Source organism: Streptomyces sp. NPDC088733 (assembly GCF_044751185.1).
GTDB lineage: Bacteria > Actinomycetota > Actinomycetes > Streptomycetales > Streptomycetaceae > Actinacidiphila.
Genome location: NZ_JBIVLH010000027.1, coordinates 48621 through 74537, shown reverse-complemented (window position 1 = coordinate 74537; position 25917 = coordinate 48621). Strand labels below are relative to the sequence as shown.

Genomic DNA, 25917 nt, shown 5'->3' with positions numbered 1-25917 from the left:
CCTTCCGTCGTGATTGCGGCATTCACACGGTGTGCCCGGGTACGTATGCGTCATGAGCCCGAGCCGCCCCGCCGCCCGCCCGCTGGCCGCGATCCTCGCCGTCGCCGCCGTGACCGCCCTCACCGCGTGCGACCCGGCGGACGACGGCACCAGCGACCGGCCCTCCGGGAACCGCACCACCGCCCCCGCCGCGGTCGCCGACCTGCCCGACCTGCGCGGCATGGAGTTGCAGGCCGCCCAGGACCGGGCGCAGTCACTCGGCTTCCATCGGCTGGACTCGCACGACTCCGCGGGCCGGGGGCGCGAGCAGATCTGGGACCGCGACTGGAAGGTCTGCTTCCAGAGCCCCGCCCCGGGCCGCCCCACGCGGACCACCGTCGACCTCGGCACGGTCAAGCTCGCCGAGACCTGCCCCGGGAGCGACGCGAGCGCGCCCCCGACAGCCGGCAGCACGATGCCGGACCTGACGGGCACCTCCCTGAACGTGGCGCGCCGGGCCCTGCCCTCCATGACGAGCATCACGGCGGAGGACGTGTCCGGCAAGAAGCGCTACATCCTCCTGGAGAGCAACTGGCAGGTGTGCTCGCAGACCCCCGCGCCCGGCGCCGCGCTGCACGGACAGCCCGTCTCGTTCAAGGCCGTGAAATTCGGCGAGCGCTGCCCCTGACACCCCCCTCCCACCCATCACCACCTTGACAGGTGACGCACATGCATGCGAAGGTCGTCACTCTTCCAGCAGGTGATGGGCGAGGAGAGGCTTCGTGAGGCATGGCTGAACGACGGAAGCGCGCCGCGGAGGCCGACGGCCCGCCGGTGGCGCGACGCACCATGCTCGCCATGCTCGGCGCGGGAGCCGCCGGCCTCGCCGCCGCCCCCTGGGCGCAGCGCGGGTGGGAGAAGTTCCTCGGCGCGGCCTCCCAGGTCGACCCCACCGGGCTCACCGGGGTGCTGCCCAACCCCGGGGGCTTTCGCTACTACAGCGTCGTGGGATCCGTGCCGCGCAAGGACGCCACGAACTACCGGCTGCGAGTGAACGGCCTCGTCGACCGCCCGAGGACGTACACCCTCGGCGACCTGCGCGCCCTGCCGCAGACCCGGATCGTCCACGACGTGCGGTGCACGGACGGCTGGCGGGTGGCCGACACCCCGTTCACCGGAGTGCGGCTCGCGGACCTCCTCGACGCGGCCGGCGTGCACGCGGACGGCGCCGCGGTCCACTTCACCTGCTTCGACGGCGTCTACACCGAGAGCCTCACCCTCGACCAGGCCCGCCGCTCCGACGTCATGGTGGCGCTGACCATGCAGGGCAAGCCGATCAGCCACGAGCACGGCGGCCCCGTCCGGCTCTACGTGGCGCCCATGTACTTCTACAAATCGGCCAAGTGGCTGTCCGGGATCACCGTGACCGACCGGGTGATACCCGGCTACTGGGAGGAGTACGGCTATGCCGTCGACGGCTGGCTCGACGGAGCCGACCAGCGCGGCGACGCTGCCGCGGCCTGAACGCGCCGGACTCGTCGCCCGGTTCACCCGCGCCGAACGCCTGGTCCACCGGGCCACCGGCTGGCTGATGCTGCTCTGCGTGACGAGCGCGGCATGCCTCTACCTGGCCCCGCTGGCCCAGCTGGTCGGCCGCCGCCACCTGGTCGTCACCGTCCACGAGTGGTCGGGGATCCTGCTGCCGCTGCCCTTCCTGCTCGGCCTGGCCTCGCCGGCGTTCCGCGCCGACCTGCGCAGGCTGAACCGCTTCGCCCGGTACGACAGGCAGTGGCTGCGGGCGGTCCGAAAGCGCCTGACCTCACCGGAGGCGCGGCCGGCCGGCAAGTTCAACGCCGGGCAGAAGATCTACGCGGGCTGGATCGCCGGCGCCGTCCTGACCATGATGGCCACCGGCCTGCTGATGTGGTTCACGGGCGTGCTCCCCTCCGTCTCCCGCACCAGCGCGATCTTCGTGCACGACATCCTGGCCTGGGCCGCCGTCGCCGTCCTGTTCGGCCACATGCGGATGGCCTTCCGCGACCCGCAGGCCCGCCTCGGCATGCGCACGGGGTACGTGGAGCGGACCTGGGCCCGGCGGCTGCATCCGCGGTGGCTGGACGACGAGCACGCGCCTGAGGGGTTCGCACGGCCCCGTGGAGGGATCATCAGAGGGAAGGACCGCTGAAGCCCGCCTACCCCCAGGGAAGTCGCCATGTCCTACCCAGACCCCCGCTACTTCGGCGCGAAAGGCCAGGTCAGCGCGGCGTTCCGCCCCGCGTCCCCGGCGCCCGACACCGGGGTCGTCAGCTACGTGGCCACGCAGAAGGACACCGGCGGAGAGTTCGGCCTCTACAAGATCGACATGCCCCCGAGGAGCATGGGCGCCGCCGAACACTTCCACCGCACGATCTCCGAGTCCTTCTACGTCCTGTCCGGCGAGGTCCGCCTCTACAACGGCGACCGCTGGCTCACCGCGGGCCAGGGCGACTTCCTCCACGTACCGGTGGGCGGACTCCACGCCTTCCGGAACGACAGCGCCGACCCGGTGTCGCTGCTGCTGCTCTTCACCCCGGGCGCTCCCCGGGAGGAGTACTTCGAGAAGGTCGCGGAGTACGCGCAGCGCAGCCGCGCGGAACTGAAGGCCTTCCGGATCAAGCACGACCAGTACGACACGGACTTGCTGGACGACTGACCCCGCGCGAGGACCGCCGGGCTCTCGCGCCCTGTCCCTTCAGGGCTGCGCACTCTCGGCTCCCGTGACCAACGGGCCCACAAGGCACCACGATCGGTCGGGACAGGCAGTTCACTCTTCGGCCACGATCCCGACTGATCGCAAGTGCGACCATGTGCGCATGCCGCTGCCCTACCCCGCCGATCTGGCATCTCTGGTGCTGCGCACCGACTTCAGCGACGACTCCGCCTGGTACGCCCTGCGAAGAACGATCGATGCCGCGGACGAAACAGCCGCAACCTACGTCGACGACCCACGTTACGCGGGCGTGAGCGTGCAAGCCCTGGTCGACGAAGATGCCGCAGCCGACGAGGACGAGAAGATCACGTACGTGTTCCTCGCGGATGCCCGCACCATGACCGATCCGGCGCACCCTCTTCTCGCCGTCGACCTCTACGACGAGCCCGGCCGGAGTTTTCGCGTACCGGCCGAGTGGTACTTCGAAATCTCCGCCAACCTGAGCATCGCCAACATGGACTTCGCCGACTTCGCCGACTCCACGGACGACACCGGCACCTTCCGCGGCTGCTGACAGCGGCGCCGTTCGGCAACCGCCCGGGCAAGCCCGCGGGCGCGGGACGGTCGTCATTCGGGGCTCCCGCGGGCCGGAGCCCGGTCCTGCAGCTCCAGCCACTGCCCGGTGCTCTGCCTTCCGGAAGTACATGTCCAGTTCCGACCGCGCGCGGCAGCACGGCCGTCCCACTGGCCGGGCAACCGGAGCCCGGTCAGACCGTCCACGTTGCCGAGTTGTCCCAGGGGAACAAGGGCATGGGAGGATCACAGCTGTGGAGGCCACGTCCCTGAGCTCGCCGAGACCGCCGTGGGTGGTCTTTGCCTACGGGAATGACTCGTGGTTGACCAATGAGCTCTCCGAGCTCGTGGAACGCGGAGGCCTCGTCTTCAGGATCGACGGCCGCGAACTGATACATCCGATGGCGCTGTTCCGGGTGTTCGCTCGTGAGCTCTCGTTCGCCGACTACTTCGGCCACAACTGGGACGCGCTCGCAGACTGCCTGCAGGACTGGCACGGCCCGGGCCACGGTGAACTGGACGTCGCCGTCGTCATCGATGACGCCGATGGCCTGCTGGACGCCGACTTTCTCGGCCTGTTCGTGTCGGTGCTGTGCCAGGCGGCATGGCAGGCGAATCTCCGACTCGACGCTGACGGGATGGCGGACGTGACAACGCCGCGGTTCGCCCTTCACTTCGTATTCGCGCTGCGGCGGACGCCGCCGGCCTGCTTCACCGAGGCAGTCAGGACAGGCATGGATGTTGTCACTTCTCTGTCCGGTCGACGCCTGACCGCCACGCTTGCCGGTGAAGACTGGCCCGGGGCCCCTCCGTCCACCGGTTGCCCGTAGAGCTGCGAGGCGGGCAGATCCTCGACGTCACGCGATAGAAGGCTGTTCTCATGGGTCGCCGCTACTACTTCACGAGTAATTGTCAATAGTCGCGGACGAGTTCTGAGCCTTACCGGGTACTTGGCGTCGCCAGCCGGCCGTGAGACTGCTTGGCCTCTCACCTCGATACGGCATCCAGCGATATCCGGTTGGAACGGAACGTAGTCCGTGATGCAGCGGTGCGCCCCGCAGTCATTCAAGACCGAAGCGGATCAACTGGACAATCAAAAAGCCCGCGACGAGGAACTGCGTCACCGCCGTGACCCACATGCGCTCGCTCCAGGCCGCCGCCGCAATGATTCCGGCACTCGCGGTGACCAGCCCGTAGCTTGTCGGTCCGAGCCACTCCGCGTGCGCTCCCCCGAACTCGATCAGCATCAGCACAAGGCCCGCCCCGAGCATGGTCGCGGCTTCACAAACCACCAGGATCACAGCGACAACCGCGTCTCCGAACCACTTGCCGTAGCGTCTCCACGCGTCACTCACATGCGCAGCGTTCACCGGGAATGTCGCATTCACCGCTGCGGACCCCGTACTGAGACCGGACCGAGACTGCGTCGAAGCCCTATGCGTGGCCCCAGCCCACCAGGGCCATCGCGGTAAGGGCCGTCGTGGAGGGTGCGCCGGCATCCGCGATGCGGGGAGGGCAGGACAACCCTGCGCGATACTTGAGCTGTGGCGTGGTTCGAGCAGGCCCAGGCTGCGGAACAGCGGCGAGATCAGGACACGGCCATCGCGCTGGTAAGCGCCCACGCCAAGTACTACTCGACCCATCTGCGGCACATGGATTTGCTTGCCCGCGCGGAACGGCTACCCGAACTCGCGGAGCGCGCTCTTACGGATGTTCACGCACGTCGGAGACTCAACGGAGCTATTCGCGAGCGGGAGATGGAAGCGGCCCTGCACAAGCCCGCGCCAAGGATCGACCACTGCTGACCGAGGACGAAGCGGAGAAGAGCCCGCCACGGTCACCCAACACGGCCCAAGCACCTTCCCGGTGAACGTGCGGGCAGAGGGCGGGACGGCCCGCTACTCCGCGTCGAACGGGAGCAGGCAGATGGGGCATGTCGCCGCCCGCTGCGCCCGCGCGGGCGCCTCAATCCAGACGATCGTCGAAACCGCGAGGACGGCCAGCGCGCCCACCAGGCCGAGCCATGTGGGTTTGACGAACAGCGGCCAGATGACGAGGACGCTCAGGTCGGGGACTTCCAGGAGTGACCGAAGGACGCGGACCTGGTGGAACAGGATCACGATCGCCACGACCACCGCTCCGGCCTGCTTCACCGCCAGGCTTCCGGCGGATTTGCCGGCCTTCTTGCGCACCACCGGCGGCACCCGCTGTTCGCAGCGACGGCAGTACCTCTCGATGTCCTCGACCACCTGCCCGGCCATGCCCCACCCCCAGCGCGATGTCCAGTCGTGCCGGATGGTCCCACCGTGTCCACACCCGGTCAACGGGCCTGCTCGGCAGGCAGTGAAGGGCCCCCAAGCCGCTGAGCCCGCGCATCCGTCACGGCTGCATCTCGACGCGGGCCTCCACGACGGCCGGAGGCTGATCCTCCCGGCGCGGCGCGCGGATCACGAGGACCGCGAGCAGGGCGGCGACGGCGGTGATGGCGGCCGCGACGGTCATGGCCGCGTTGTAGCCGGAGGTCAGTGCCTGGGGCAGGGCGTCGTGCGTGAGGGAGGCGGTCACGGTCGCGGCGGCGCCGGAGATGACAGCCAGGCCGAGTGCGCCTCCCGCTTGCTGGGAGGTGGCGATGAGCCCTGAGGTGACGCCTGCCCAGCGGGCCGGGACTCCGGCGGTGGCGGCGGCGTACATCGGGGCGAAGCTCATGCCGTAGCCGAGCGGCATGACCAGCAGCCCCGGCAGTACGTGCACGAGGTAACCGCCGTGCACGGGAAGGTGGCTGACCCACAGCATCCCGGCGACGACCAGGGCCGGGCCGAGGATCAGGAACCGCCGGAAGCCGAAGCGGCGGACCAGGCCGGCCATGCGGGTGGAGGTCAGGCCCAGGACGACGGGGAAGGGCAGGAAGGCCAGACCGGTGCGGACCGCGCTGTAGTGCTCGACGTCCTGCAGGTAGAGGGTGAGCAGGAAGAACATGCCGAGGTTGCCGGCGAAGACCGCGGCCATCATGCCGTTGGCGCCGCGGACGTTGCGGATCTTGAAGATGCCGAGGTCCACCAGCGGTTCGCGGGAGCGCCCCTCATTGATGACGAAGGCGGCGAGCAGGACCACGCAGGCGGCGAACCCGGTCAGGGTGCGCCCGTCGGTCCAGCCCCACGCGGGCGCCTGGCTGAAGGCGAGGACCCCCGCCATCAGGCCGGCGGTGGCCAGCACGGCGCCGGGTGCGTCCGGCAGGCCGCGGCGCCCGCTGCGCGCGGGCCGGTGGTCGGGGACGAGGCGGGGCACGAGTGCCAGGACGGCGAGGCCGACGGGGACGTTGATGAAGAAGTTCCAGCGCCATCCGGCGTATTGGGTCAGTACGCCGCCCAGGAGCAGTCCGACCGCGGCTCCGCCGGTGGCGACCATGGACCAGTGGCCCAGGGCGCGGGCGCGCTGGTGCCCGTCCGGGAAGAGCACCAGGACGGTGGACAGGGCCGCGGGGGACATGACGGCGGCGGCCAGGCCCTGCAGGCCGCGCAGCACGATGAGCAGCGGCACCGAAGAGTTGATCCCGATCAGGAACGAGACCGCGGTGAAGGCCGCCATGCCGGCGATCAGGGTGCGGCGGCGGCCGAACAGGTCGGCGGCCCGGCCGCCCAGCAGCAGGAAGCCGCCGAACGCGAGGACGTAAGCCGTGACCACCCACTGGATGGTGCTGTCGCCGAAGTCCAGTTCTCGTTTGATCACGGGCAGGGCGACGTTGATGATCGCGGTGTCCAGCACCACCATGAACTGGGCCGTCGCCACCAAGGCGAACACCGCCCAGGGGCCAGCAGCCCTGATTTTAGACATGGTCATGACACAGTCCTCGCTAGGGGGCTTCCGACGGCGTCACTCGGAAGCGGGAAGTAAAGGGAGCGGTCGGGCGCCCCGCGTCGTCGCGAGGTTCGTCCGTCAGGATTCCGGGTGGTCAGCCCAACCGGCCGCCAAGGAGTTCGCCCTCGGACTCCAGTCGCTGCGCCTCGGCGTCGTCGCCGGCCTGCACGGCGCGCCAGTACGCGACCCGGTTGTCGATGTAGCGCTTGCGGGCCGCGAGGCGCCGCATCTCCGCCGCGAGCGCCTCGCCGTGCCCAGCCAGCATGTCGATCTTCATGGCGACCGTCTCGGGCGAGTGCCCGCGCGCCGCCATCAGCGCGCGCATCTCCTCGATCCCCAGGCCCGCGGCCCGCAGGTGCGCCAGTGACTCGATGCGGGTCAGGTCGGCACGGCTGTAGGCACGGTGACCGCTGGAACGGTCGCGCGTCACCGGGTCGATCAGGCCGATCTTCTCGTAGTACCGCAGCGTCCAGCCGCTCAGCCCGGTGATCCGGGAGACGTCCTGGACACTCAGGACCGTCTCCGCCGCCGGCTGCGCGGCGTGCTCGCCCCGGACCGCCCGTGCTTCGTTCATACATCGAGTATCAGGAACTTGGAGCGCTCCAAGTCAAGCGCCGACCGTCGCCGGCCGTACCGGCGCGGGCCGCGCCCCCACCGGTCCGGCCACCGCCGCGCTACGCGGCCACTCCCGCGGCGTCGAGAAACCGGTGCATGTCCTCGACCGGCAGTGCGGGGTTCCCCGCGGCGTGGTGGGCCGTGTCGAAGTCGGCCGGCAGCTCACGGATCCGCGCCAGGGGCATGCGGGGGTCGCGGGCGGCGCGCCGGCGGCACTCCCATTCCGGGTCCCGGGTGAACGCCTCCAGGGCTTCCGCGGTCAGCGCGGGATCGCGCAGGGCGAGGAGACGCCGCCGGGGATCCTCGGACGTCGCGAACCGGGCCGCGAGACCGGCGGCGGGGAACATCGGCCGTGTTGGGCGGATTCGGATCTGCGTTCGGGTCGAAGTGCCCGCAGGCCCGGGGCACTTCCCATCGGCCGCGTTCACCGGGCCGACGTGAGCGGACCGCTGGATAGCGGGAGGAAAGTCAGGCGTACACTGACAATCGCGCCGTGCCGCGACCCCGCGCGCGGGCGCACATCACGCAGGAGGTGCGCAGTGCCGTCCGGAAGGCAGGTCTCCGGTCCCACGGAGGACGACCCGAGCTGCTCCATCGAGCGAAGCCTGCAGATCCTCGGCGAGCGCTGGTCACTGCTGGTGCTGCGCGACATCTTCGGCGGGCGGCACCGGTTTGCCGAGATCCAGTCCTCGCTCGGCGTGGCACCCAATCTGCTCAGCACCCGGCTCAAGCTGCTCGTCGACGCCGGTGTGCTGTGCACGCGCACGTACCAGGAGCCCGGAAGCAGGCCGCGGCAGAGCTACCACCTCACGGAGGCCGGAGAGGAGTTGCAGGTGGTGCTGGCCGCACTCCAGCAGTGGGGCGACCGCCACCGTCCGCGCCCCTCGGGCCCGTCCGCGAAGCGGCGGACGCGTTCCACCAGCCGCCCCGTCCACGTCGGCTTCCTCGACGAGAACGGCCACGAGGTCCCCGGCACCGATGTGACCCTGCTGGGCGACAAGAGCGCCCGCGCCTGATCCCCCGCCCTCCGGCGGCGGGGGGCTGCCCGCCGCCACGGCATGGCGTTCGGCCGAGTCCACCCTCGCGCCGGCCTGCGCTTCCTTACTTCCGTACTTCCGTGCTGTGCGATTCCTCTCCCCCGGCGTTCACTCACCACCTTTGACACTTGTAGACCGGTCGTCTAGCTTTTTATAGGCGACCGGTCGACTAGTACGGTCGCCACCCCCCAACCCCGCACACACCAACGGAGCACCCCTGTGGCCACCCCCGTGAAGCTCGCGATCGTCTACTACTCCTCCACCGGCACCATCACCGAGATCGCCAGGGAGCTGTACGACGCCGCCCTGAAGACCGGCGCCGAGGTCCGCCTCGTCAAGGCCGCCGAGCTCGCCCCGCAGTCCGCGATCGACAGCAATCCCGCCTGGGCCGCCAACCACGCGGCGACCGCCGGCGTCCGGCACGCCACCCCCGAGGACGTCGAGTGGGCCGACGCCGTGATCTTCGGCACCCCGACCCGCTTCGGCAACGTCTCCTCGCAGCTCAAGCAGTTCATCGACACGCTCGGCGGCCTGTGGAGCCAGGGCAAGCTGGCCGACAAGGTCTACAGCGGCTTCGTCTCCAGCGCGACCGCGCACGCCGGCCAGGAGTCGACGCTGCTGGCGCTCTACAACTCCATCCACCACTTCGGCGGGATCACGGTCACCCCGGGCTTCACCGACCCGAGCAAGTTCGTGGACGGCAACCCCTACGGCACCTCCCACGTGGACGGCCAGGGCAGCAACCCCATCGACGACATCACGCGCACGGCCGCCCGCATCCAGGCCGAGCGCGTCGTGCGGCTGGCCGCACGGGTCAAGGCAGCCTGACCCTCGGCGCGAGTGCGCCGAGAGGTTCCCACGGGCCGGTGCCGCCTCGCAGGCGGCACCGGCCCATCTGACTTGCATAACTAAAGTTAGATGCCTAGCCTGGCACCACAAGGTGCGTTCGCGCCTGCGATCGAGCCCCGGACGGACTCGATGCCACCGCCGCCGTGCCGGGCGGCACGCCGGCGGCCGCCGAAACCGCCGCTCGCCCCGCTCTCGGCCGATACCGCGCTCCGCCCCCTGGCGGCGCCCGTCGCAAAGGAAGCCCCCATGAACATCGAAGGTTCTGTCGCCCTGGTGACCGGCGCCAATCGCGGAATCGGCCGGGCGTTCGCCCGGGCGCTGCTCGACCGCGGCGCCGCGAAGGTCTACGCGGGGGTTCGCGACCCGGAGAGCGTCGTCGACCCGGACGTCGTCCCGCTGCGCCTGGACGTGACCGACCCCGACCAGGTCGCGGCGGCCGCCGCCGTCGCCGGTGACGTCGGCATCCTGGTCAACAACGCCGGTGTCGGCGGAGCGACCGCGAGTCTCCTCGAAGGCCCCCTGGACGGCCCGCGCGAGGCGATGGAGGTCAACTACTTCGGCACCTGGCGGGTCTCCCGGGCGTTCGCGCCGGTCCTGGCCCGCAACGGCGGAGGAGCGGTGGTGAACATGCTGTCGCTGGCCTCCTGGATCGGGCAGGCGGCGTCCCCCGGTTACGCGGCCTCCAAGGCGGCGCAGTGGTCGCTGACGGACGCCATACGGAAGGGGCTCGCGGAGCAGGGCACCCTGGTCGTCGGCGTGCACTCCGGTTACGTGGACACCGACCTCAGCGCCTGGACGGACGCACCGAAGATCAGCGCCGCCACCGTGGCGGAACTGACCATGGACGCCCTGGCCGCGGATCTGCCCGAGGTCCTCGCCGACGATCACACCCGGCAGATCAAGGCCATGCTGTCGCACCCCGTGGGCGCCGTCCCCGGCAGCTGACGCCGCCCCCACCCGCACATGCGTGAACTCCACCGACCCCTGGGGCCGGTGGAGTTCACGCATGTGCGGGTGCGGGCAGGGACTGTCCGCACCCCCGTGACGGACAGCGAGCTCTCCTTCGTTCAGTGGCCGGCGTTCTGGCCGCCGTCGACGTAGAGGATGTTGCCGGTGACGAACGGGGCGTTCTCCAGGTAGACCACCGCGTCGACGATGTCGTCCACCTCGCCCATCCGGCCCACCGGGTGGAGGGCGGCCAGGGCCTCGTGGTGCTCGACGGCGTGCATCGGGGTCTTGATGGTGCCGAGGGAGACCGCGTTGCTGCGGACGCCGCGGGTGGCGTACTCGATGGCCAGCGACTTGGTGGCGGACTGCAGGCCGCCCTTGGTCAGGGAGGCGAGCACGGAGGGCACGTTGGAGTTGGCGGCGTCGGCCAGCGCGCTCGTGATCTGCACGATGTGGCCGCCGCCCTGCTCCAGCATGCGCTCGACGGCGAGCTGGGTGATCCGGAAGAAGCCGTCCACGTTGACGCCGAGCACCGCGTCGTACTCCTCCTCGGTGTACTCGTGGAACGGCCTGGCGACGAAGATCCCCGCGTTGTTGACCAGGGTGTCGACACGGCCGAAGCGCTCCATGGCGGTGGCGATGACGCGCTCGGCGGTGTCGCGGACCGCGATGTTGCCCCGGACGGTGGCGATCTCCGGGTCGTGCGACTCGGGGATGTTCCGCGAGGTGGCGACGACGGCGTATCCGAGCTTGCGGTACCCGGCGACGATGCCGGCGCCGATGCCCTGCGAGGCGCCGGTGACGACCGCGACCTTCTGACCCTGGTTGCTCATGGTGTCCCTCTCTTAACGGTGGAAAAGGGGTTCAACCGGTGTTATCCGACCGGTCATCTACAAGGTAGACGACCGGTCCACAATCGTCAAAGGGCCATTCGGCCCCACACTCCTACCCGCGCTCGGCCGCCGCGGGCTCGCGGCGCGGGCCGGACCCCGGACCGCGAAGGCCCTCGGTGCCGTTCTCACGCGGGAAGCCGATACGGAGCACGAGGGCCGCGACCGCTGCCGCCAGAACCACGACGGCCGCCAGGATCAGCGCCCGGTGGTACCCGTGGTGCAGCAGGGGCGCGGCGGCCAGCGGGCCGGCGATCTGGCCGACCGAGTACCCCGCGGTGAGCAGCGCCACAGCGCGGGGGAACCGCAATTGCGTGCCCGTCGCCAGCGCCAGCGAGCTCACCCCGAGGAAGGTCGCCCCGAAGAGCAGTGCGGAGACGAGGACCGCCGCCGCACCGCCGACCAGTGCGGGCAGCGCGATCCCCACGGCCTGGACGATCAGCGCGGCGAGCAGCAGGCCCGGGCGCGACCAGCGCCGCCCGAGCGCCGCCCAGAGGGCGGAGGACGGTACGGCCGCCAGGCCCACCAGCACCCAGGCACCGCTGCCGAGCCAGCCGGGCGCGCCCTGGCCGACGGCCGCCACCAGGAAGGTTCCGGCGATGATGTAGCCGATGCCCTCCAGCGTGTAGGAGGCGAAGAGCGCGGCGAAACTGCGGCGGCCGCGCCCGCCCGCCGGGGCGGCCGCCGCGGTCCCGGGCCCGGAGGGCTCCGGCGCGGGTTCGGGCCGCATCGTCCACGCGGGCACGGAGAGCGCCGCCGCCAGCGCGGCGGACACCCACCACGCGGCCCGCCAGTCACCGAGGTCGCCGAGCCCGCGCAGCGCGAGGACGAGCAGGCCGGACAGCGCGATACCGGCACCGACGCCGCCGAAGGCCCAGCCGGGCAGATGGGCCGGGTGTCCGCGCAGGTGGCCGTGGAGGGAGTTGACGGCGATGACGAAGACCAGCGCGCTGGCGGCGCCCGCCACCAGGCGCAGCGCGAGCCACACTTCGGTGCTGTCCGTCGCCGGCATCAGGGCGAGGCTCGCCACGAGGACGGCCAGGCAGCCGCGCAGCACGGTGGAGGAGCGCAGCAGCCGCGGCAGCCAGATGCCCGCGAGGGCGCCCACCAGGTAGCCGACGTAGTTCGCGGTGGCCGCATGTGCGCCGCCTGCGGCGGTCAGCCCCGCCTGCGCCTGCATCAGGGGAAGGATCGGGGTGTAGACGAAGCGGCCGACACCCATGGCGGCGGCCAGTGCCGCCGCCACGGCGAGCACGTGGGCCCAGGGGGAACGGGACGGCTCGCCGCGTGCCGCGGCCGGACGGAGGGCGGACTCGTACATGACGGGGATCCTCGGGTGGTCCTGCTCCGGGCATACCGGAAACCGCTGCTCGCGCCGGCCACGGGGGGGGGCGGTCGTGGCCGGCGTGAGCAGCGGCGGCGTGGAGCGCGGGGTGGGGGGAACGGGACGCGTGGTCAGCCCGCCGCGGCGGTCCGGCCCGGGTCGTTGGGGTGCGACTGCAGGGCGGTGACGACCCGCGTCATCCAGGGCGCGAGCGGCAGTGTGCCGAGGACGTTCTCGAGGAGGTCGGCCTCGTCGTCCGCGCGCCACAGCCCGATGCTGCGCAGTTCGCCCACGGGACGCCACAGTCTGACCAGGTGGCCGGTCGCGGCGAGCTCGGCGGCGCGAACGGCCTCGGCCGCGCGCCGGCGGTCGACCTCGGCCGGGTCGGTTCCCTCGGGAACGGTGGTGGTGAGCTCGACCAGGAACTCCTGCATGGTCCTGCCTCTCGTGAACGAGTGCCGATGAGGGGGGTGGGGGGGGGACGGGGTTTCAGTGGTCGGTGGCGACGCGAGAGACGTGGTACTGGCGGATGCGCCAGTCCTCGCCCTCGCGCCGCAGGACCAGCGAGAGGTGGACCGAAGCCGCCCAGCCGTCCGGGTCCTGGAACGTGACGTCGGCGAATCCGCCGGCCACCTCCTCGCCGATGCCGTACGCGTGCACCTTTCCGATGTGGGCCCGGCGCACTTCCGGCACGGCCGCGTAGTAGTCGCGCACGGCGTCACGGCCGGCGAGCACCTCGGGACCGAACCCCTGGAAGAGTGCGTCAGAGGTGAACAGGCCTGCCATGGCGTCGTTCTGGTGGGTGTCGAAGGCGGCCTTCCAACGGGTCAGGACGTCGTGCAGCGGGTGGGTCTCGGTGTCGGCGCTCACGGTGGGGGTCTCCTCGGGGACGGCGGAACGGGTGCCGGCTCCCTCCCGGACGGACGGGCGGCGGGCGCGGCCTGGAACACGGCCGAAGTAAATAGCCGACCGGTCTAGTAGACCGTAGTCGAGCGGTCGTATACTGGCAAACATGGGACGGACCAGTGATGCCAGAGAGAAAATCCTCACGGCGGCGCAATCGCTCATCGAACTGCGCGGCTACTCAGCTCTGGGTGTGGCCGAAATCTGCAAGACGGCCGGGGTGCCCAAGGGCAGTTTCTACTACTTCTTCGAGTCCAAAGAGGCCCTGGCCCTCGCCGTCATCGACGAGCACTGGGCGATCCAGCGGGGCGGCTGGTCCCGCATCATGAACGGCGACGCGCCTCCGCTGGAGCGGCTGCGGCAGCTCTTCGAGGAGACGGAGGCCGAGCAGCGGGCCGGGCAGCAGAGCTGCGGAACCGTGTCGGGCTGCATGTTCGGCAACCTCACCCTGGAGATGAGCAACCAGACCGAGGCCATCCGCGCCCGGCTGCAGGACATCTTCGACGCCCAGGTCGCGATGGTCGAGGCGGTCGTCACCGAGGCCCGCGACCGCGGCGAAGTGCACGTCGCCGACCTCCACGAGGCCGCCCGTTCCGTGGTCGCGCAGCTCGAGGGCCAGGTGCTGTTCGCCAAGCTCTACAACAACACGTCCCCGCTCGGCATGCTCTGGGCGAACTGCCTGGCACTTCTCGGTGCCCACGCGCCGCAGGAGCCCGCCACGGTCTGACGACGGACGCGGCACGGGGCCCGCCCCGCCGGTCCCCGTGCCGCGCCGTCCCCGCAGGAGGAAAGCAACCATGACCCACTCCCCCCTGGCCGCCCTGGGTGCGGGCCTCCCGGTCCTCGCCGCCCCCATGGCGGGCGGTCCCACCACGCCCGCGCTGGTCGTCGCGGCGGCCGAGGCCGGCGGTCTCGGCTTCCTCCCCGGCGGTTACCGCACCGCGGAGGCGCTTGCCGGGCAGATCGCCGAGGTCCGCTCGGCGGGAGTGGGCTTCGGGGTGAACCTCTTCGCGCCGAATCCCGTCCCGGTCGACGCGGAGGCATACCGCCGCTACGCGCGGGCGGTCGCCCCCGACGCCCGGGCCCACGGCATCGACGTCCTGGCGACCGGGGTCGTCGAGGACGACGACCAGTGGAACGAGAAGCTCCGGCTGCTGCTGTCCGATCCCGTACCGGTCGTGAGCTTCACGTTCGGCATACCTCAGGCGGCGGTGGTCGCCGCGCTGCGCGCCGCCGGGAGCCTGGTCGTCCAGACGGTCACTTCGCCCGCCGAGGCCCGGCTGGCCGCGGAAGCAGGCGTGGACGCGCTGGCCGTGCAGGCCTCGGCGGCCGGGGGCCACTCCGGCACCCTCACCCCCGAGCGCACACCGGAGTCCGTGCCCCTGCCCGAACTGGTCGGCCGGGTACGGGATGCCGCGCCCCTGCCGCTCGTCGCCGCGGGCGGTGTGTCGACCCCGCGGGCCGCGGCCGAGGCGCTGCGCGCCGGAGCGGAGGCGGTCATGGTCGGCACCGCCCTGCTGCTGGCCGACGAGGCGGGCACCTCGCGCCCGCACCGGGCTGCGCTCACCGACCCCGCATGGGAGGGGACGGTCGTGACGCGGGCCTTCACCGGCCGTCCCGCCCGTGCGCTGCGCAACGGTTTCACCGAACGGCACACCGCAGCCGCCCCCTTGGGCTATCCCGCGCTGCACCATCTGACGAGCCCGATGCGCAAGGCCGCGACCGCCGCGGGCGACCCCGAGCTGATCAATCTGTGGGCGGGCACCGGCTACCGCGAAGCCGTGGCCGAGTCGGCCGGGCAGATCCTGCGGCGGCTCGCCTCGGAACTCTGAGCGGTGGGCGGCCCCGCACGGGGCCGCCAACAGCCGTTCCACCGAACGCCTTTGACCGGACATCCCGTCCCGGAGAGTTCCGTGCCGCCCTCATTGCGTCACCATCTTGACCGGTGACGATTATCCGTGCGAGGGTTGCGACCACGCAGGGCAGCAGCGCAGGCACGGCATCCCGCCGTCGCCACCGCGCGCGAACTTCCGCGGCACGCGGACGTGAAGGAAGGTTCCACATGATCGACAGGCGCACTTTCGGCAAGGTCCTCGGCACGGGAGCGGCGGCGGCCTCACTGACCGGCGCGCTCCCCGCGGCGGCGGCCTCCGCCGCGACGCCCGGCCGGCCGGAAGCCGCGACCCGCACCGGGCCGGGCGGCCGCACGTCGTTCGGGCCGCTGAAGCAGATCCACGCGGGCGTCCTGGACATCGGATACGCCGAGGCCGGTCCGGCCGACGGCCCCGCCGTGATCCTGCTGCACGGCTGGCCGTACGACATCCACAGCTACGTCGACGTCGCGCCCCTGCTCGCGGCGGAGGGCTACCGCGTGATCGTCCCGCACCTGCGCGGCCACGGCACGACCCGCTTCCTCTCCGGCCGCACGTTCCGCAACGCCGAACAGGCCGCCATCGCCCAGGACATCATCGCCCTCATGGACGCGCTGCGGATCGAGAAGGCGATCCTGGCCGGCTACGACTGGGGTTCGCGCACCGCCGACATCGTCGCGGCGCTGCGACCCGACCGCTGCAAGGCGCTGGTCTCCGTGACCGGTTACCTGATCACCAACCGCGAGGCCAACAAGTCCCCGCTCCCCCCGAAGGCCGAGTGGGCCTGGTGGTACCAGTACTACTTCGCCACCGAGCGCGGCCGGCTCGGCCTGGAGCAGAATCGGCACGACCTGGCGCGCCAGATCTGGCAGTTCAACTCCCCGACGTGGGCCTTCGACGACGCCACGTTCGAGCGGACCACGACGTCCTTCGACAACCCCGACTACGTGGCCATCGTGATCCACAACTACCGCTGGCGCCTGGGCCTGGCGCGGGGCGAGAACCGGTACGAACTCATCGAGCGGCGGCTCGCCGCCGGCCCCGTCATCACGGTGCCCGCGATCACCCTCGACGGGGAGACGGACCCCTTCACCCCGGCCGGCGACGGCGCGTCCTACCGCGGCAAGTTCGCCGGGCCGTACGCCCACCGCACCCTGAAGGGGATCGGCCACAACGTGCCGCAGGAGGCACCGGAGGCCTTCGCGCAGGCGGTCGTCGACGTCGACGGCTTCTGAGGGGACGACGGCGGCCCGGGACATCGCGTCCCGGGCCGCCGTCGCGCTGCGCCAGTCCTCGGTCCTCAGTCCTCAGTCCTCGTCGGCGAGGATCAGATACAGCTTCTTCCGGGCCTCGTTGACCACGGCCAGCGCCTTGTCGCGCTGCTCGGGCGTACCGGTCGCCCAGACCTGCCGGAAGGCGTCGACCAGGCCGCCGCCCGCCTTGCGGATCTCGTTCATGGCATCCCAGTCGATGCCGCGCCCGGCCTCCTCCCAGGGGGCGTCCGGCCCTTCCGCCGCCTCGGCGCGGCCGGCCTCGGTGAGCGTGAAGAGCTTCTTGCCGCCCTCCGACTCACTGCTGATCAGGCCCTCGTCCTCCAGCAACTGCAGCGTCGGGTACACCGAGCCGGGGCTCGGCTTCCACGCGCCGCCGCTGCGCTCGGCGATCTCCCTGATCATCTCGTAGCCGTGCATGGGCCGGTCGGCGAGCAGGGCGAGGATCGACGCGCGGACATCCCCGCGCCGCGCCCTCCCCCGAGGCCCGCCCCGTCCGCCCCGCCCCCCGTGCCAGGGCCCGGGACCCCAGGGCCCCGGCCCGCCGAACGGCGGCCCGAACGGCCCGAACGCGGCCCGCCGCCCGTCCCCCTCGTGCTCGCCCCGGCCGTGATGGCCGGGGCCGAAGTGTCCATGTCCGTAGGAACGCATGATGACGCTTCCCTCCATCGTCGTACGATCGCGATGCCTCAACGATATATCGGAACCTGTCGCCTGACAAGGCCCGTGGAGGGTCGCCGGCAGCGCTCAAGCGATCCCGACGCCGGGTCGTAAGCCCGGTTGCTCGAAGCCCGACGCGGCCGCGAGGGCATGGGCGACTGCCGCCGATCCGGTCACACGCTCACCAGATGACGGCCGCGGTCCACGCAGGGATGGGCGCGGCGGTGTCGGCGGTGGCCGCGGAGGAGACCCTCCAGAGGCCGACCACCGCCGAGGAGACGGTGGTACGGAAGCGGCCGTTGCCGTCGGTCGTCAGGGTCGCACCGGCACTGCACGTGGATGCGCAGAACTGCACGAGCACCTGCTTGCCGGCGTAGTCCGCATCCACGTGCGTCTCCCAGTCGGCCCGGGTCAGATGACCGGAGAGAGTGACCGGCCGGCCCTTGACCGGCCTGGCCCCGACACCCGCGACCAGCTTGCTGGCCCGCAGCACGCCGAAGGTCGCCGCGGTGTCGATGTAGCGGTGCTGGAGGAAGAGGCCGCCGTAGGCGTCGGCGGACATGTTCCATGTGCCTGCCTGCGAGTGCTTCAGTCCGTCGAGGGTGCCCTTCATGGAGCAGGTGGCACTCACGCGGGCGGCACTGGACGGCCATTCACAACCGGTGAACTGCACGCTCCGGTCATTGTCTGCGGTGCTGACGCCCTGGTACAGCGTCCCGCCGGCGCTGGCGAGGCCGTCCCAGTCGGAGACGAACATCGACGCGGGCACGGACACCGTGCCGGAGGAGTCGACCGCCACGGCATTCCCCGAGTTCACGACGACACTGGATGTCTGCAGTTCGCCGACCGGGCCGCCAGCCTGGGCGTGCGGCGCCGCGACAGCCCCCACGATCAGGGAGGCGGCGACGGCGGCGATGAGCGAACGGACAGGCGCGCGCATGGAACCCCACTTCCTACGGTCCAGTCCGCCGTCCCGCGGACGACGATCGTGTGAGGGCCGGTGCGCCCACAGCCCGGTGCGGCCGGCGGGGACCCTCCAGTGACTGGTGCCGGACGACCCGGCACGACAGAAGATGTCAGCCGACACCGGTCCGCACCCGGCGCCTCGGTACCCTGCCGCTCCTCCCCACGGGGGAACCCGCTCCCGCGGAACCGGTACCACAGACGGAAGCGCCGGCTCTCCCGGCCGCGCCCCGTGCGCCATGTCCCTTGCGCCGTCCAGGACCGCGCAGGCGCCGCAGGGACGGCTGCCTTTCATACCGCGAGGGTATGGGTGGTGATCGAAATCGTCATTGATCCCCGTGCAGGCCAGGACATGTAATCGCTGAGAGCGGATGAAATCCGATGTCATCCGGAATGCCGAAGCAGATGGAGTACGTGAAATGGGTGAACTCGACGGCAAGGTCGCGGTCGTCACAGGTGGCAGCAAGGGTATTGGCCTTGCCGCCGCACGACGCTTCGCGGAGGAAGGCGCCCACGTCTACCTCACCGCCCGCAGCAAGGAGGAGCTCGACGCGGCCGTGGCCTCCATTGGACCGGCGGCCACCGGCGTGGCCGGTGACATCACCGACCTTGACGATCTCGACACGCTGTTCGCCACGGTCGGCAACGACGGCCGTCGCATCGACGTCCTGTTCGCGAACGCCGGCGGCGGCGGGTTCGTGCCCCTGGAGGCGGTGACCGAGGAGCACTTCGACCGGGTCGTCGGACTCAACATGCGCGGCACGCTGTTCACGGTGCAGAAGGCCCTGCCTCTGCTCAACGACGGCGCGTCGGTCATTCTCGCGTCCTCCATTGCCGCCAGCTCCGCCATCGCCGGACTGGGCGTCTACGCCGCGGCCAAGGCAGCGATCGTCTCCTTCACCCGTACCTGGGCCAGTGAACTCAAGGGCCGCGGTATTCGCGTCAACGCACTCGCCCCTGGCTCGACAGACACCCCTGGTGTGGACGAGGCCGCTCCCGAAGGCGTCAGCCACGAGGACTTCAAGGACATGCTGGCCGGCTCGATCCCGCTGGGTCGCGTCGCGCGCCCCGAGGAGCAGGCCTCCGCCGCGCTGTTCCTCGCTTCCGGGCAGAGCAGCTTCGTGACCGGCATAGAGCTGCTCGTCGACGGCGGGATCGTCCGGGCCGCCTGATCCGCTGTGCCGCCCCCCCCCAGGGGGACGTGTCGCGCCCTGCGCCCGTGAGGGGACCACCGGCCGGGCCGGCGGCAATCCGCATCCGCTCCCGACGAGGAATGCCGGCCGGCGCCCTCACCCGCGCGGCGTGAGGGCGCTCTTGTCCGGCGTGGTGGTCACCGGGCGCGTGCAGCCGACCTCCGGGGGCTTGGCCATACGCGTGCGGATGTAGAGGACGTCGCCGATGAAGAGGTCGTAGACCAGGACCCCGACGACGCCGCCGACGAGCGGGCCGACGATGGGGACCCAGAAGTAGTCGCTGAAGGCGCCGGGCTGCGAGCCGGGCAGGGCGAGTTGCCCCCAGCCCATCGCCCAGGCGAACAGGCGCGGGCCGAGGTCGCGGGCGGGGTTGATGGCGTAGCCCGCGTTCGCGCCGAACGACAGGCCGATGGCGGCGACCCCCAGGCCGATGACGACCGGCCCCAGGTAGACCCGGACGGCCGGGTTGCGCAGGTCGATGACGGCCATGATGAAGACGAGCATGAACGCGGCGCCGACGATCTGGTCCACGAGCGGGCCCCACATGCTGCCGTGGAAGTACGGCGCGGGAACCGTGCCGAAGATCGAGAAGCTCGCCAGCGTGTGCCCGTCGGTCTTCGGCCCCTTCATCGCCTGCTCCAGGGCGCTGATCGCGTCGTGGTACACCGCGTACACCAGGACGCCTCCTGCGAAGGCGCCGACGAGCTGCGCGAACATGTACGGGACGACCTTGGCCCAGGAGAACCGGCGCCGCACCGCGAAGGCGAGCGTGACCGCCGGATTGAGGTGCGCGCCGCTGACGCCGCCGGCGACGTAGACACCGAAGGTCACGGCCAGGCCCCAGCCGAGCACGGGCATGACCCAGTCGCCCGCGCCGACGAAGCTCGTGGTGGGTCCCGCGGTGCGGCCGGATCCGGGCAGCGCCGCGACGGCCATGGCGGCCACGCCGCATCCGAACGAGACGAGGACGAACATCCCCAGGAACTCGGCGAGGCACTCGCCGAGCAGGCCCTCCCGGCGCCGGATCCGCGCGGGGCTCACGAGGGGCGGGATCTCAACGGCCATCAGGGCTCCCTCGTGACCAGGCGTACGGGGACGGCAGCCCGCCGAGGACCGCCGGGCTCGGCGGAGGTCTAGGCGTCGGCGCCGGCTCGGTACTGGAACCGCGTGACCCAGTGCGGGAGGTCGCGTTCCAGCTCGCCGCGCTGCTGGAGGCCGGCCTCGAACAGGTGCTGTGCGACGTGCTGCTGGGCCGGACGGTTCACCGCGGCCCAGAAGGCGTCCATCTGGTCCTTGAACTCACCGTCCGGCCGCAGGGTCGCGACATTGACGAAGTGCTTGATGTCCTTGATCGTCTGCAGGTCGAAGGCGGCGATACGGGAGGCCAGTTCGTCGACGAAGCCGTCGAGTTCGGCGTCGGGGAAGGCGCGGTTCAGGTAGCCGTAGCGTTCGGCGAGGTCTCCGTCGAGGTCGAGGCCTCCGAGGAGGATCTCGAAGGTCCTGCCCCGCCCGACGAGTGCGGGCAGGCGCGTGGCGGGTCCTCCGCCGGGGATCGCGCTCATCCCGATCTCGAACTGGCCGATGACGGCCCTCTCCCGGCTGCCGAACCTCATGTCGGCGGCGAGCAGGAACTCGCTGCCCGCGCCGCGCGCGATGCCCCTGACGGAGGCGATGGTCGCCATGGGGAGCTTGCTCAGCCGGGTGAGGAGGGCCGTGAAGGGATGGACCTCCTGCGGGTGGGCCAGTACGTACGCCAACTCGTCCTTGGCGGAGAGGTCGTAGTGGGCGATCCAGAACTCGGGGTCCGCGCTGTCGAAGACGACGACCGCGACTCCGGCCGCCTCGGCACGCGTGAAGACGGCGTCCAGCTCGCCCGTCATCGTCGCGTCCACGAGGTTGACCGGCGGGTTGTCGAAGGTCACGCGCCAGTACGTGGGCGTGTGCTCGGTCAGCGTGAACCTCGTCGGTGAGTCCATGGGCCCGACACTAATGTCCGGTGAGGGAGCGGCAACCCGGTCGCGTCCAGCGGAGGGACGACCCCGGTCCCCCGGGTCACGGGCCCTGCTCCCACCCCGGGGAGACGGGGGTGGGAGCAGGGCCGTCCCGGGTCACCAGGCGCTGGCGCCACCGTCGACGGCGTAGTTGGCGCCGGTGATGTACGAGGCCCGGTCGGAGGCGAGGAAGGCCGCGAGCTCGACCACTTCCTCGGGCTGGGCGAACCGCTTGAGCAGTGTCTTGCCGGTGATCGCGTCCCGCATCGCCTGGTTGTCGCCGAGGTCGCGGTCACTGGCAGGGGTCAGGACGGGGCCGGGGCTGATCGCGACCGCGCGAATCCCGTGAGCGGCGCCTTCGAGGGCCATCTGCCGGGTCATGCCGATGACTCCGGCGTTGGCGGCGGTGTGCCCGACCATCGGGGGGTTGTGACCGGCGATCATGCCCGCCATCGACGCGACGTTGATGATGACGCCGCCGCCGCGGCGCACCAGGTGGGGCCAGGCGAACTTCGAGACGAAGAAGGGGATGTCGAGTTCGCCGGTGATGGTCGCCCGCCAGTCCTCGACCGGGAAGTCCGGCATGGACCCGAAGCGCAGGGAGGCGGCGTTGTTGTAGACGACGTCGAGTCCGCCGTAGGCCGCCGCCGCGTCCTCGACCAGGTGCCCCACCTGACCGGGGTCGGTGAGGTCGATCGGTGCGATGCCCGTCATCTCACCGCCCGCGCGGCGGACGAGGCCGACGGTCTCCTCGTTGGCGTCGGCCCGGATGTCGCATCCGACGACCTTCGCGCCTTCTCTGGCGAACACCTGTGCCGCGACGCGGCCCATACCCACGCCGGTGCCGGTGATCAGCACGACCTTGCCGTCAAGAAGAGATGCCATGGAACGTTCTCCTGCCGAATCAATGGTGCGAATGCCCCCGCGCCCCGACCGCGGCCCGTCCCGGGCGCCCACCGTGGGCACGGCACGCCCGGGACGGGCTCGTCGCCGGGCTACTTGGTGCTGGGGTGAACGGTGCCGGGAGGCGTCTCACCGCGGAGCGTGTCCAGGAAAACGCCGAAGTTGCCCTCCGACCAGTGCTCCACGGACTGGCCGTGAATCACGCGGTCGATGGAGATGCCGCTGAGCTGGACCTCGCGGCCGGAGGCGGGGATGCCGAAGACCGTCCCGGTGTGGCGCCCCGCGAAGCTCCATCGGGTGACGACCTTGTCGCCCTCGACGATCTGGTCCAGGACGGTCATCTTGAAGCCGGTCAGCCCGGCCTTGATGTTGAGGTCGCCGTTGAGCCAGTCCTCCCGGTTCTCCGGGCCGTTGAAGCCGTGGAGCACCAGGTCCTTGGAGATGTAGCGGTTGAAGCCGGCGGCCAGGTCGCCGTTGTAGCTGGCGTAGTAGGCCGAGGTGACCTGCAGCGGCGACAGGTAGTGGTGGCGCGCGTGGCCGGCCGAGGCGGCGTCCGGCCCCTGGCCCTGCGCGACGGCGGGTACGGCCACGGCGGTCAGGGCGACGGCGGCGACGCCGGCCGCGGCACCGATCACCTTCCTGCGCCGTGCGGCCAGGGAGCGGGCACCGGGGGTGGACGCGGCCTCACGGCTCTTGCTGAGGAACACGGGGCACTCCTGAAAGACGGAGGAGTCGGCGCCTGACGGCACCGATGTACTTGACGCGTCAATCATGCGTCGTGGCTTGACAGCCGTCAAGCACCAGATCCGGCTGCGGACGGCACGAACGGCCTGGGTACCGAACGGTCGCGTGACCTGCGGCGGAGAATGATGGCATCGCGCCTTCGAGGACGGACCAAGGGGAACCGGCGCTCGACAGGCACGACCTGGACGAGGCCACGGGGCACGAACGGAGAGATGCCGCAGTGACGGAAGGAACACCGGCGCGGGACACGAAGGAGACGGCGCGCGGGAGGTTCGCTCCGGTCCGCATGGACGAGAGCGAGATCCTCCGGCGGGGCCTGGCCACCTTCGCCGAGCTCGGCTACGCCGCGACCACCATGCGCGAGCTGGCCCGGCGGCTCGACGTCAGCCACAACTTCGTCCATGAACGCTACGGATCGAAGGGGAACTTCTGGCGCGCCGTGGTGGACTTCGGACTGCGGGACACTCAGCCCGCGCTCGACCGGCTGCTCGCGGAGGGCCGCGACGACGACGAGCGCCTGCGGAACGTCGTCGTCGCGCTCTACCGCGTGGCCGCCGACGCCTCAGGCATGAACCGGCTGATCAGCGACGAGTCGACCCGCGACTCCGACCGCCTCGACTACCTCCACCAGCGATTCATCAAGCCGTTCTGGGACAGCATCGAACCGACCGTCCACAGCCTCATGGCGGCCGGCCGCATTCCGCGCGTGCCGACGCACGTCCTGTACTTCGCCATCACCGCTCCCGCGCTGGCCCTGGCACAGGACCCGATCGCCGAACGGCTGGACCAGGCCGCGGCACCCGCGGCCGAGCAGGACAGGACCGCCATGGCCGACGCCCTCTCACACCTCGTCCTGCGAGGCCTGCTCCCGTAAGCACATGCCGGGGACGCGACGCCGGCGAAGAGGGTCGCCCTTACAGGGACGCGGCCGGCGTGACGACGGTGGCCGCGGCCACGAGCAGCAGCAGGACGGGGACCGTCGCGGCATTGCGGGTCGCGCCGTCGCCGTACTCGCCCTTCTCCGCGGGGAAGGCGACGGCGCCGATGAACAGCACGGCCATGCCCGTCGCGGCGGCGATGCCCAGTGGCTGCCACCAGATACCGACGACCAGTCCGACGGCCGCGGCCGCCTCCGCGATGCCGATGAAGCGGACCGGGCCGGAGCCGAGCCCCTTCTCGATGAGACGGTCCGGCACCGCGCCCTTGAGTTGCGCCTCGGGCACACCGGCGGCCAGGGAGACGAGGGCGAGCAGGGCGCTGAGGATCACGGCGCCGTCAGGGGCCGTGCTCGGTCCGCCTGCCCGGCGCAGCTCTCCGCGCGCGCCGGGTCCTCAGGCCGGGACGGCGGACGCGGCGGGCTCCGCCACAGGGATCCGGTCGGCGAGCCAGTCGAGGATCTTGCCGAAGGCGTACCGCTGCCCGCCCACATGGCAGTGCGCTCCGGCGCCTTCCGCGTCGGTGAGTCGCAGCAGCGTCTTGTCGGGTGCCGTGAGATGGCCGAAGACTTCCTCGGGTTGTCCCTTGAAGAAGAGGTCGTCCTCGGCCTCGCAGATCAGCACGGGGCAGTCGATCCGCTCCGCCACGCCGTCGCGCACGTTGAAGTCCAGGGTGCGTGCGGCGTACTGGCGAGGTGTGTCGCCGCCCATGACGTACATGCCGTGGGTGATGGCCCATCGCGCGGTGGGGCTCGATTCGGCGGCCGCGGCGAGTTGCTCGTCTATCTCCGGAGCCTCCGGTGCCCGCAGTGCCGCCCGCACCTTCTCCGGGTCTCCCTCGATGAAGCGGAGCATCAGCTGACTGAAGTCGTAGACCCCGTCCACGGCCATGACGGCCTTGATGCGCGGCTCGAACGCGGCGGCGCGGAGGCAGAGTTCGCCACCGAGGCTGACGCCGAGCAGGGCCACCCGGCCGGTGTCCACGTCCGGCAACTCGGAGAGGTGGTCGAGGACGGGGCCGACGACGTTCTCCCAGTCGGGGCGGAAGAGGAGCCCCTGGTGCTGGCGCGCGCCGGGCTGGCCCGGCCCGTCGAAGGTCAGTACGTGGTACCCGCGTTCCTGGGCGGCGACCGCGCCGAAGAAGTGCATCTCCTCCGCGGTCCCGTCGAAGCCGTTGTGCATGACCACGACCGGCTGCTCGCCCGGAAGCGGGCTGGGATAGAAGTAGCCGTGGAGGGTGGCGCCCTCAAAGGGGATGTCCACGCGTGCGACGGAGGTGCCGCTCAGTGCGGCGAAGTCGTGGAACGCGTCGACGGCCTTGTCGTAGGTCATCAGGATCCGGGGGTCCGCAGGATTTCCGTGGAGGAAGAACTCCGCCGTGCGGTAGTAGTTGGAGGCGCGCAGGTAGCTGTCTTGGGCGGTGTTCACATGTCCCTGTGCACGGGCTTCGTCAGCGAGCGCACGGATGCGTTGCGCGGTGGCGTACCACTCGTCGAACCAACTGTCGTAGTCCCCGGGGCGGATCCGCTCGGCCGTGGCCTCCACTTCTCCGAAGTCGGCACCGCCGTAGGCGATGTGCCCGAGCGAACGGAGCGTTTCGAACCAGAAGTTCTCGTCCTGGGCGAAGAGCAGATGGCGCACGACGGCTCCCGGGGTGGCAGCTTCGCCGAGCCCGGATCGACGGGACCCACCACCCGGCGCGGGGATGGCGTATCCACTCCAGC

32 protein-coding genes are annotated in these 25917 nt (G+C 71.1%); 15 read left to right on the top strand and 17 right to left on the bottom strand.

Annotated features, from left to right (window positions below):
* The first annotated feature begins 52 nt into the window (after positions 1-52).
* From ACIP64_RS34580 to ACIP64_RS34555, 6 genes are all read left to right on the top strand, one after another.
* Entirely contained in the window at positions 53-667 is a 615-nt protein-coding gene (locus ACIP64_RS34580) for a hypothetical protein (protein ID WP_401594809.1), read from the top strand.
* Positions 668-768: 101 nt separating this feature from the next.
* The gene (locus ACIP64_RS34575) at positions 769-1503 is read left to right on the top strand and encodes a molybdopterin-dependent oxidoreductase (RefSeq protein ID WP_401594806.1); all 735 of its coding nucleotides are present in this window, start codon (positions 769-771) and stop codon (positions 1501-1503) included.
* Positions 1445-2164, top strand: coding sequence for a cytochrome b/b6 domain-containing protein (locus ACIP64_RS34570; RefSeq protein ID WP_401594803.1), 720 nt, complete (start codon positions 1445-1447; stop codon positions 2162-2164). The genes ACIP64_RS34575 and ACIP64_RS34570 overlap by 59 nt, the downstream gene beginning before the upstream one ends.
* A gap of 27 nt (positions 2165-2191) precedes the next feature.
* A complete protein-coding gene (locus ACIP64_RS34565; protein WP_401594800.1) occupies positions 2192-2671 on the top strand; it encodes a cupin domain-containing protein in 480 nt (159 codons plus the stop codon).
* A gap of 160 nt (positions 2672-2831) precedes the next feature.
* A complete protein-coding gene (locus ACIP64_RS34560; protein ID WP_401594797.1) occupies positions 2832-3242 on the top strand; it encodes a DUF6924 domain-containing protein in 411 nt (136 codons plus the stop codon).
* 322 nt (positions 3243-3564) lie between these two features.
* On the top strand, positions 3565-4071 hold the full coding sequence (locus ACIP64_RS34555) for a barstar family protein (RefSeq protein ID WP_401594794.1): 507 nt from the start codon (positions 3565-3567) through the stop codon (positions 4069-4071).
* A 231-nt stretch (positions 4072-4302) separates the two neighbouring features.
* Here the strand turns inward: ACIP64_RS34555 and ACIP64_RS34550 are convergent, their stop codons facing one another.
* The gene (locus ACIP64_RS34550) at positions 4303-4596 is read right to left on the bottom strand and encodes a hypothetical protein (RefSeq protein WP_401594791.1); all 294 of its coding nucleotides are present in this window, start codon (positions 4594-4596) and stop codon (positions 4303-4305) included.
* Positions 4597-4785: 189 nt separating this feature from the next.
* Between ACIP64_RS34550 and ACIP64_RS34545 the strand changes: the two genes are divergently transcribed.
* Positions 4786-5046 (top strand): hypothetical protein, encoded by a 261-nt coding sequence (locus ACIP64_RS34545; RefSeq protein WP_401594788.1) that lies wholly within the window; start codon positions 4786-4788, stop codon positions 5044-5046.
* 93 nt (positions 5047-5139) lie between these two features.
* On the opposite strand, the gene ACIP64_RS34540 is transcribed toward ACIP64_RS34545, so the two are convergent.
* The 4 genes from ACIP64_RS34540 to ACIP64_RS34525 all read right to left on the bottom strand — a co-directional run bounded on the left by ACIP64_RS34540 (position 5140) and on the right by ACIP64_RS34525 (position 8058).
* The gene (locus ACIP64_RS34540) at positions 5140-5502 is read right to left on the bottom strand and encodes a hypothetical protein (RefSeq protein WP_401594785.1); all 363 of its coding nucleotides are present in this window, start codon (positions 5500-5502) and stop codon (positions 5140-5142) included.
* 118 nt (positions 5503-5620) lie between these two features.
* Complete coding sequence (locus ACIP64_RS34535; protein ID WP_401594782.1) at positions 5621-7078, bottom strand: MFS transporter; 1458 nt, start codon at positions 7076-7078, stop codon at positions 5621-5623.
* 112 nt (positions 7079-7190) lie between these two features.
* Entirely contained in the window at positions 7191-7670 is a 480-nt protein-coding gene (locus tag ACIP64_RS34530) for a MerR family transcriptional regulator (protein WP_401594779.1), read from the bottom strand.
* A 100-nt stretch (positions 7671-7770) separates the two neighbouring features.
* The gene (locus tag ACIP64_RS34525; protein WP_401594776.1) at positions 7771-8058 is read right to left on the bottom strand and encodes a hypothetical protein; all 288 of its coding nucleotides are present in this window, start codon (positions 8056-8058) and stop codon (positions 7771-7773) included.
* A gap of 192 nt (positions 8059-8250) precedes the next feature.
* On the opposite strand from ACIP64_RS34525, the gene ACIP64_RS34520 reads away from it, so the two are divergent.
* The 3 genes from ACIP64_RS34520 (at position 8251) to ACIP64_RS34510 (ending at position 10542) form a co-directional block, all read left to right on the top strand.
* Positions 8251-8727, top strand: a complete 477-nt coding sequence (locus tag ACIP64_RS34520; protein WP_401594773.1) for a winged helix-turn-helix transcriptional regulator — start codon at positions 8251-8253, stop codon at positions 8725-8727.
* A 240-nt stretch (positions 8728-8967) separates the two neighbouring features.
* Positions 8968-9576: an NAD(P)H:quinone oxidoreductase gene (gene wrbA, locus ACIP64_RS34515; protein ID WP_401594771.1), complete on the top strand. Its 609-nt coding sequence runs from the start codon at positions 8968-8970 to the stop codon at positions 9574-9576.
* A gap of 267 nt (positions 9577-9843) precedes the next feature.
* Positions 9844-10542, top strand: a complete 699-nt coding sequence (locus ACIP64_RS34510) for an SDR family oxidoreductase (RefSeq protein ID WP_401594768.1) — start codon at positions 9844-9846, stop codon at positions 10540-10542.
* Between the two features lie 122 nt (positions 10543-10664).
* On the opposite strand, the gene ACIP64_RS34505 is transcribed toward ACIP64_RS34510, so the two are convergent.
* From ACIP64_RS34505 to ACIP64_RS34490, 4 genes are all read right to left on the bottom strand, one after another.
* Complete coding sequence (locus ACIP64_RS34505; RefSeq protein ID WP_401594765.1) at positions 10665-11378, bottom strand: SDR family NAD(P)-dependent oxidoreductase; 714 nt, start codon at positions 11376-11378, stop codon at positions 10665-10667.
* Between the two features lie 112 nt (positions 11379-11490).
* A complete protein-coding gene (locus ACIP64_RS34500; RefSeq protein ID WP_401594762.1) occupies positions 11491-12756 on the bottom strand; it encodes a YbfB/YjiJ family MFS transporter in 1266 nt (421 codons plus the stop codon).
* 134 nt (positions 12757-12890) lie between these two features.
* Positions 12891-13193, bottom strand: coding sequence for a muconolactone Delta-isomerase family protein (locus tag ACIP64_RS34495; RefSeq protein ID WP_401594760.1), 303 nt, complete (start codon positions 13191-13193; stop codon positions 12891-12893).
* A 55-nt stretch (positions 13194-13248) separates the two neighbouring features.
* Positions 13249-13629, bottom strand: coding sequence for an SgcJ/EcaC family oxidoreductase (locus ACIP64_RS34490; protein WP_401594757.1), 381 nt, complete (start codon positions 13627-13629; stop codon positions 13249-13251).
* A 142-nt stretch (positions 13630-13771) separates the two neighbouring features.
* On the opposite strand from ACIP64_RS34490, the gene ACIP64_RS34485 reads away from it, so the two are divergent.
* The 3 genes from ACIP64_RS34485 to ACIP64_RS34475 all read left to right on the top strand — a co-directional run bounded on the left by ACIP64_RS34485 (position 13772) and on the right by ACIP64_RS34475 (position 16768).
* Positions 13772-14389 (top strand): TetR family transcriptional regulator, encoded by a 618-nt coding sequence (locus ACIP64_RS34485; RefSeq protein WP_401594754.1) that lies wholly within the window; start codon positions 13772-13774, stop codon positions 14387-14389.
* A 70-nt stretch (positions 14390-14459) separates the two neighbouring features.
* Positions 14460-15494 (top strand): nitronate monooxygenase, encoded by a 1035-nt coding sequence (locus ACIP64_RS34480; RefSeq protein ID WP_401594751.1) that lies wholly within the window; start codon positions 14460-14462, stop codon positions 15492-15494.
* Positions 15495-15724: 230 nt separating this feature from the next.
* The gene (locus tag ACIP64_RS34475; RefSeq protein ID WP_401594748.1) at positions 15725-16768 is read left to right on the top strand and encodes an alpha/beta fold hydrolase; all 1044 of its coding nucleotides are present in this window, start codon (positions 15725-15727) and stop codon (positions 16766-16768) included.
* 72 nt (positions 16769-16840) lie between these two features.
* Here ACIP64_RS34475 and ACIP64_RS34470 read toward each other — a convergent pair whose 3' ends face one another.
* The gene (locus ACIP64_RS34470) at positions 16841-17455 is read right to left on the bottom strand and encodes a PadR family transcriptional regulator (RefSeq protein ID WP_360912593.1); all 615 of its coding nucleotides are present in this window, start codon (positions 17453-17455) and stop codon (positions 16841-16843) included.
* A 190-nt stretch (positions 17456-17645) separates the two neighbouring features.
* Positions 17646-18404, bottom strand: coding sequence for a hypothetical protein (locus tag ACIP64_RS34465; RefSeq protein WP_401594746.1), 759 nt, complete (start codon positions 18402-18404; stop codon positions 17646-17648).
* A gap of 442 nt (positions 18405-18846) precedes the next feature.
* On the opposite strand from ACIP64_RS34465, the gene ACIP64_RS34460 reads away from it, so the two are divergent.
* Positions 18847-19599: an SDR family NAD(P)-dependent oxidoreductase gene (locus tag ACIP64_RS34460; RefSeq protein ID WP_401594940.1), complete on the top strand. Its 753-nt coding sequence runs from the start codon at positions 18847-18849 to the stop codon at positions 19597-19599.
* A 117-nt stretch (positions 19600-19716) separates the two neighbouring features.
* On the opposite strand, the gene ACIP64_RS34455 is transcribed toward ACIP64_RS34460, so the two are convergent.
* The 4 genes from ACIP64_RS34455 to ACIP64_RS34440 all read right to left on the bottom strand — a co-directional run bounded on the left by ACIP64_RS34455 (position 19717) and on the right by ACIP64_RS34440 (position 23221).
* A complete protein-coding gene (locus ACIP64_RS34455; protein ID WP_401594743.1) occupies positions 19717-20685 on the bottom strand; it encodes an MIP/aquaporin family protein in 969 nt (322 codons plus the stop codon).
* A gap of 68 nt (positions 20686-20753) precedes the next feature.
* A complete protein-coding gene (locus ACIP64_RS34450) occupies positions 20754-21596 on the bottom strand; it encodes an enoyl-CoA hydratase/isomerase family protein (RefSeq protein ID WP_401594740.1) in 843 nt (280 codons plus the stop codon).
* Positions 21597-21728: 132 nt separating this feature from the next.
* Complete coding sequence (locus ACIP64_RS34445) at positions 21729-22496, bottom strand: SDR family NAD(P)-dependent oxidoreductase (protein ID WP_401594738.1); 768 nt, start codon at positions 22494-22496, stop codon at positions 21729-21731.
* A gap of 110 nt (positions 22497-22606) precedes the next feature.
* Positions 22607-23221: an ester cyclase gene (locus ACIP64_RS34440; RefSeq protein ID WP_401594735.1), complete on the bottom strand. Its 615-nt coding sequence runs from the start codon at positions 23219-23221 to the stop codon at positions 22607-22609.
* 323 nt (positions 23222-23544) lie between these two features.
* Between ACIP64_RS34440 and ACIP64_RS34435 the strand changes: the two genes are divergently transcribed.
* Positions 23545-24132 (top strand): TetR/AcrR family transcriptional regulator, encoded by a 588-nt coding sequence (locus tag ACIP64_RS34435; RefSeq protein WP_401594733.1) that lies wholly within the window; start codon positions 23545-23547, stop codon positions 24130-24132.
* 40 nt (positions 24133-24172) lie between these two features.
* On the opposite strand, the gene ACIP64_RS34430 is transcribed toward ACIP64_RS34435, so the two are convergent.
* Positions 24173-24526 carry a DoxX family protein gene (locus ACIP64_RS34430; protein ID WP_401594730.1) on the bottom strand — a complete coding sequence of 118 codons (354 nt, stop codon included), beginning with the start codon at positions 24524-24526 and terminating at the stop codon, positions 24173-24175.
* Positions 24527-24589: 63 nt separating this feature from the next.
* Complete coding sequence (locus ACIP64_RS34425) at positions 24590-25834, bottom strand: alpha/beta hydrolase family protein (protein ID WP_401594727.1); 1245 nt, start codon at positions 25832-25834, stop codon at positions 24590-24592.
* Positions 25835-25917: the final 83 nt, after the last annotated feature.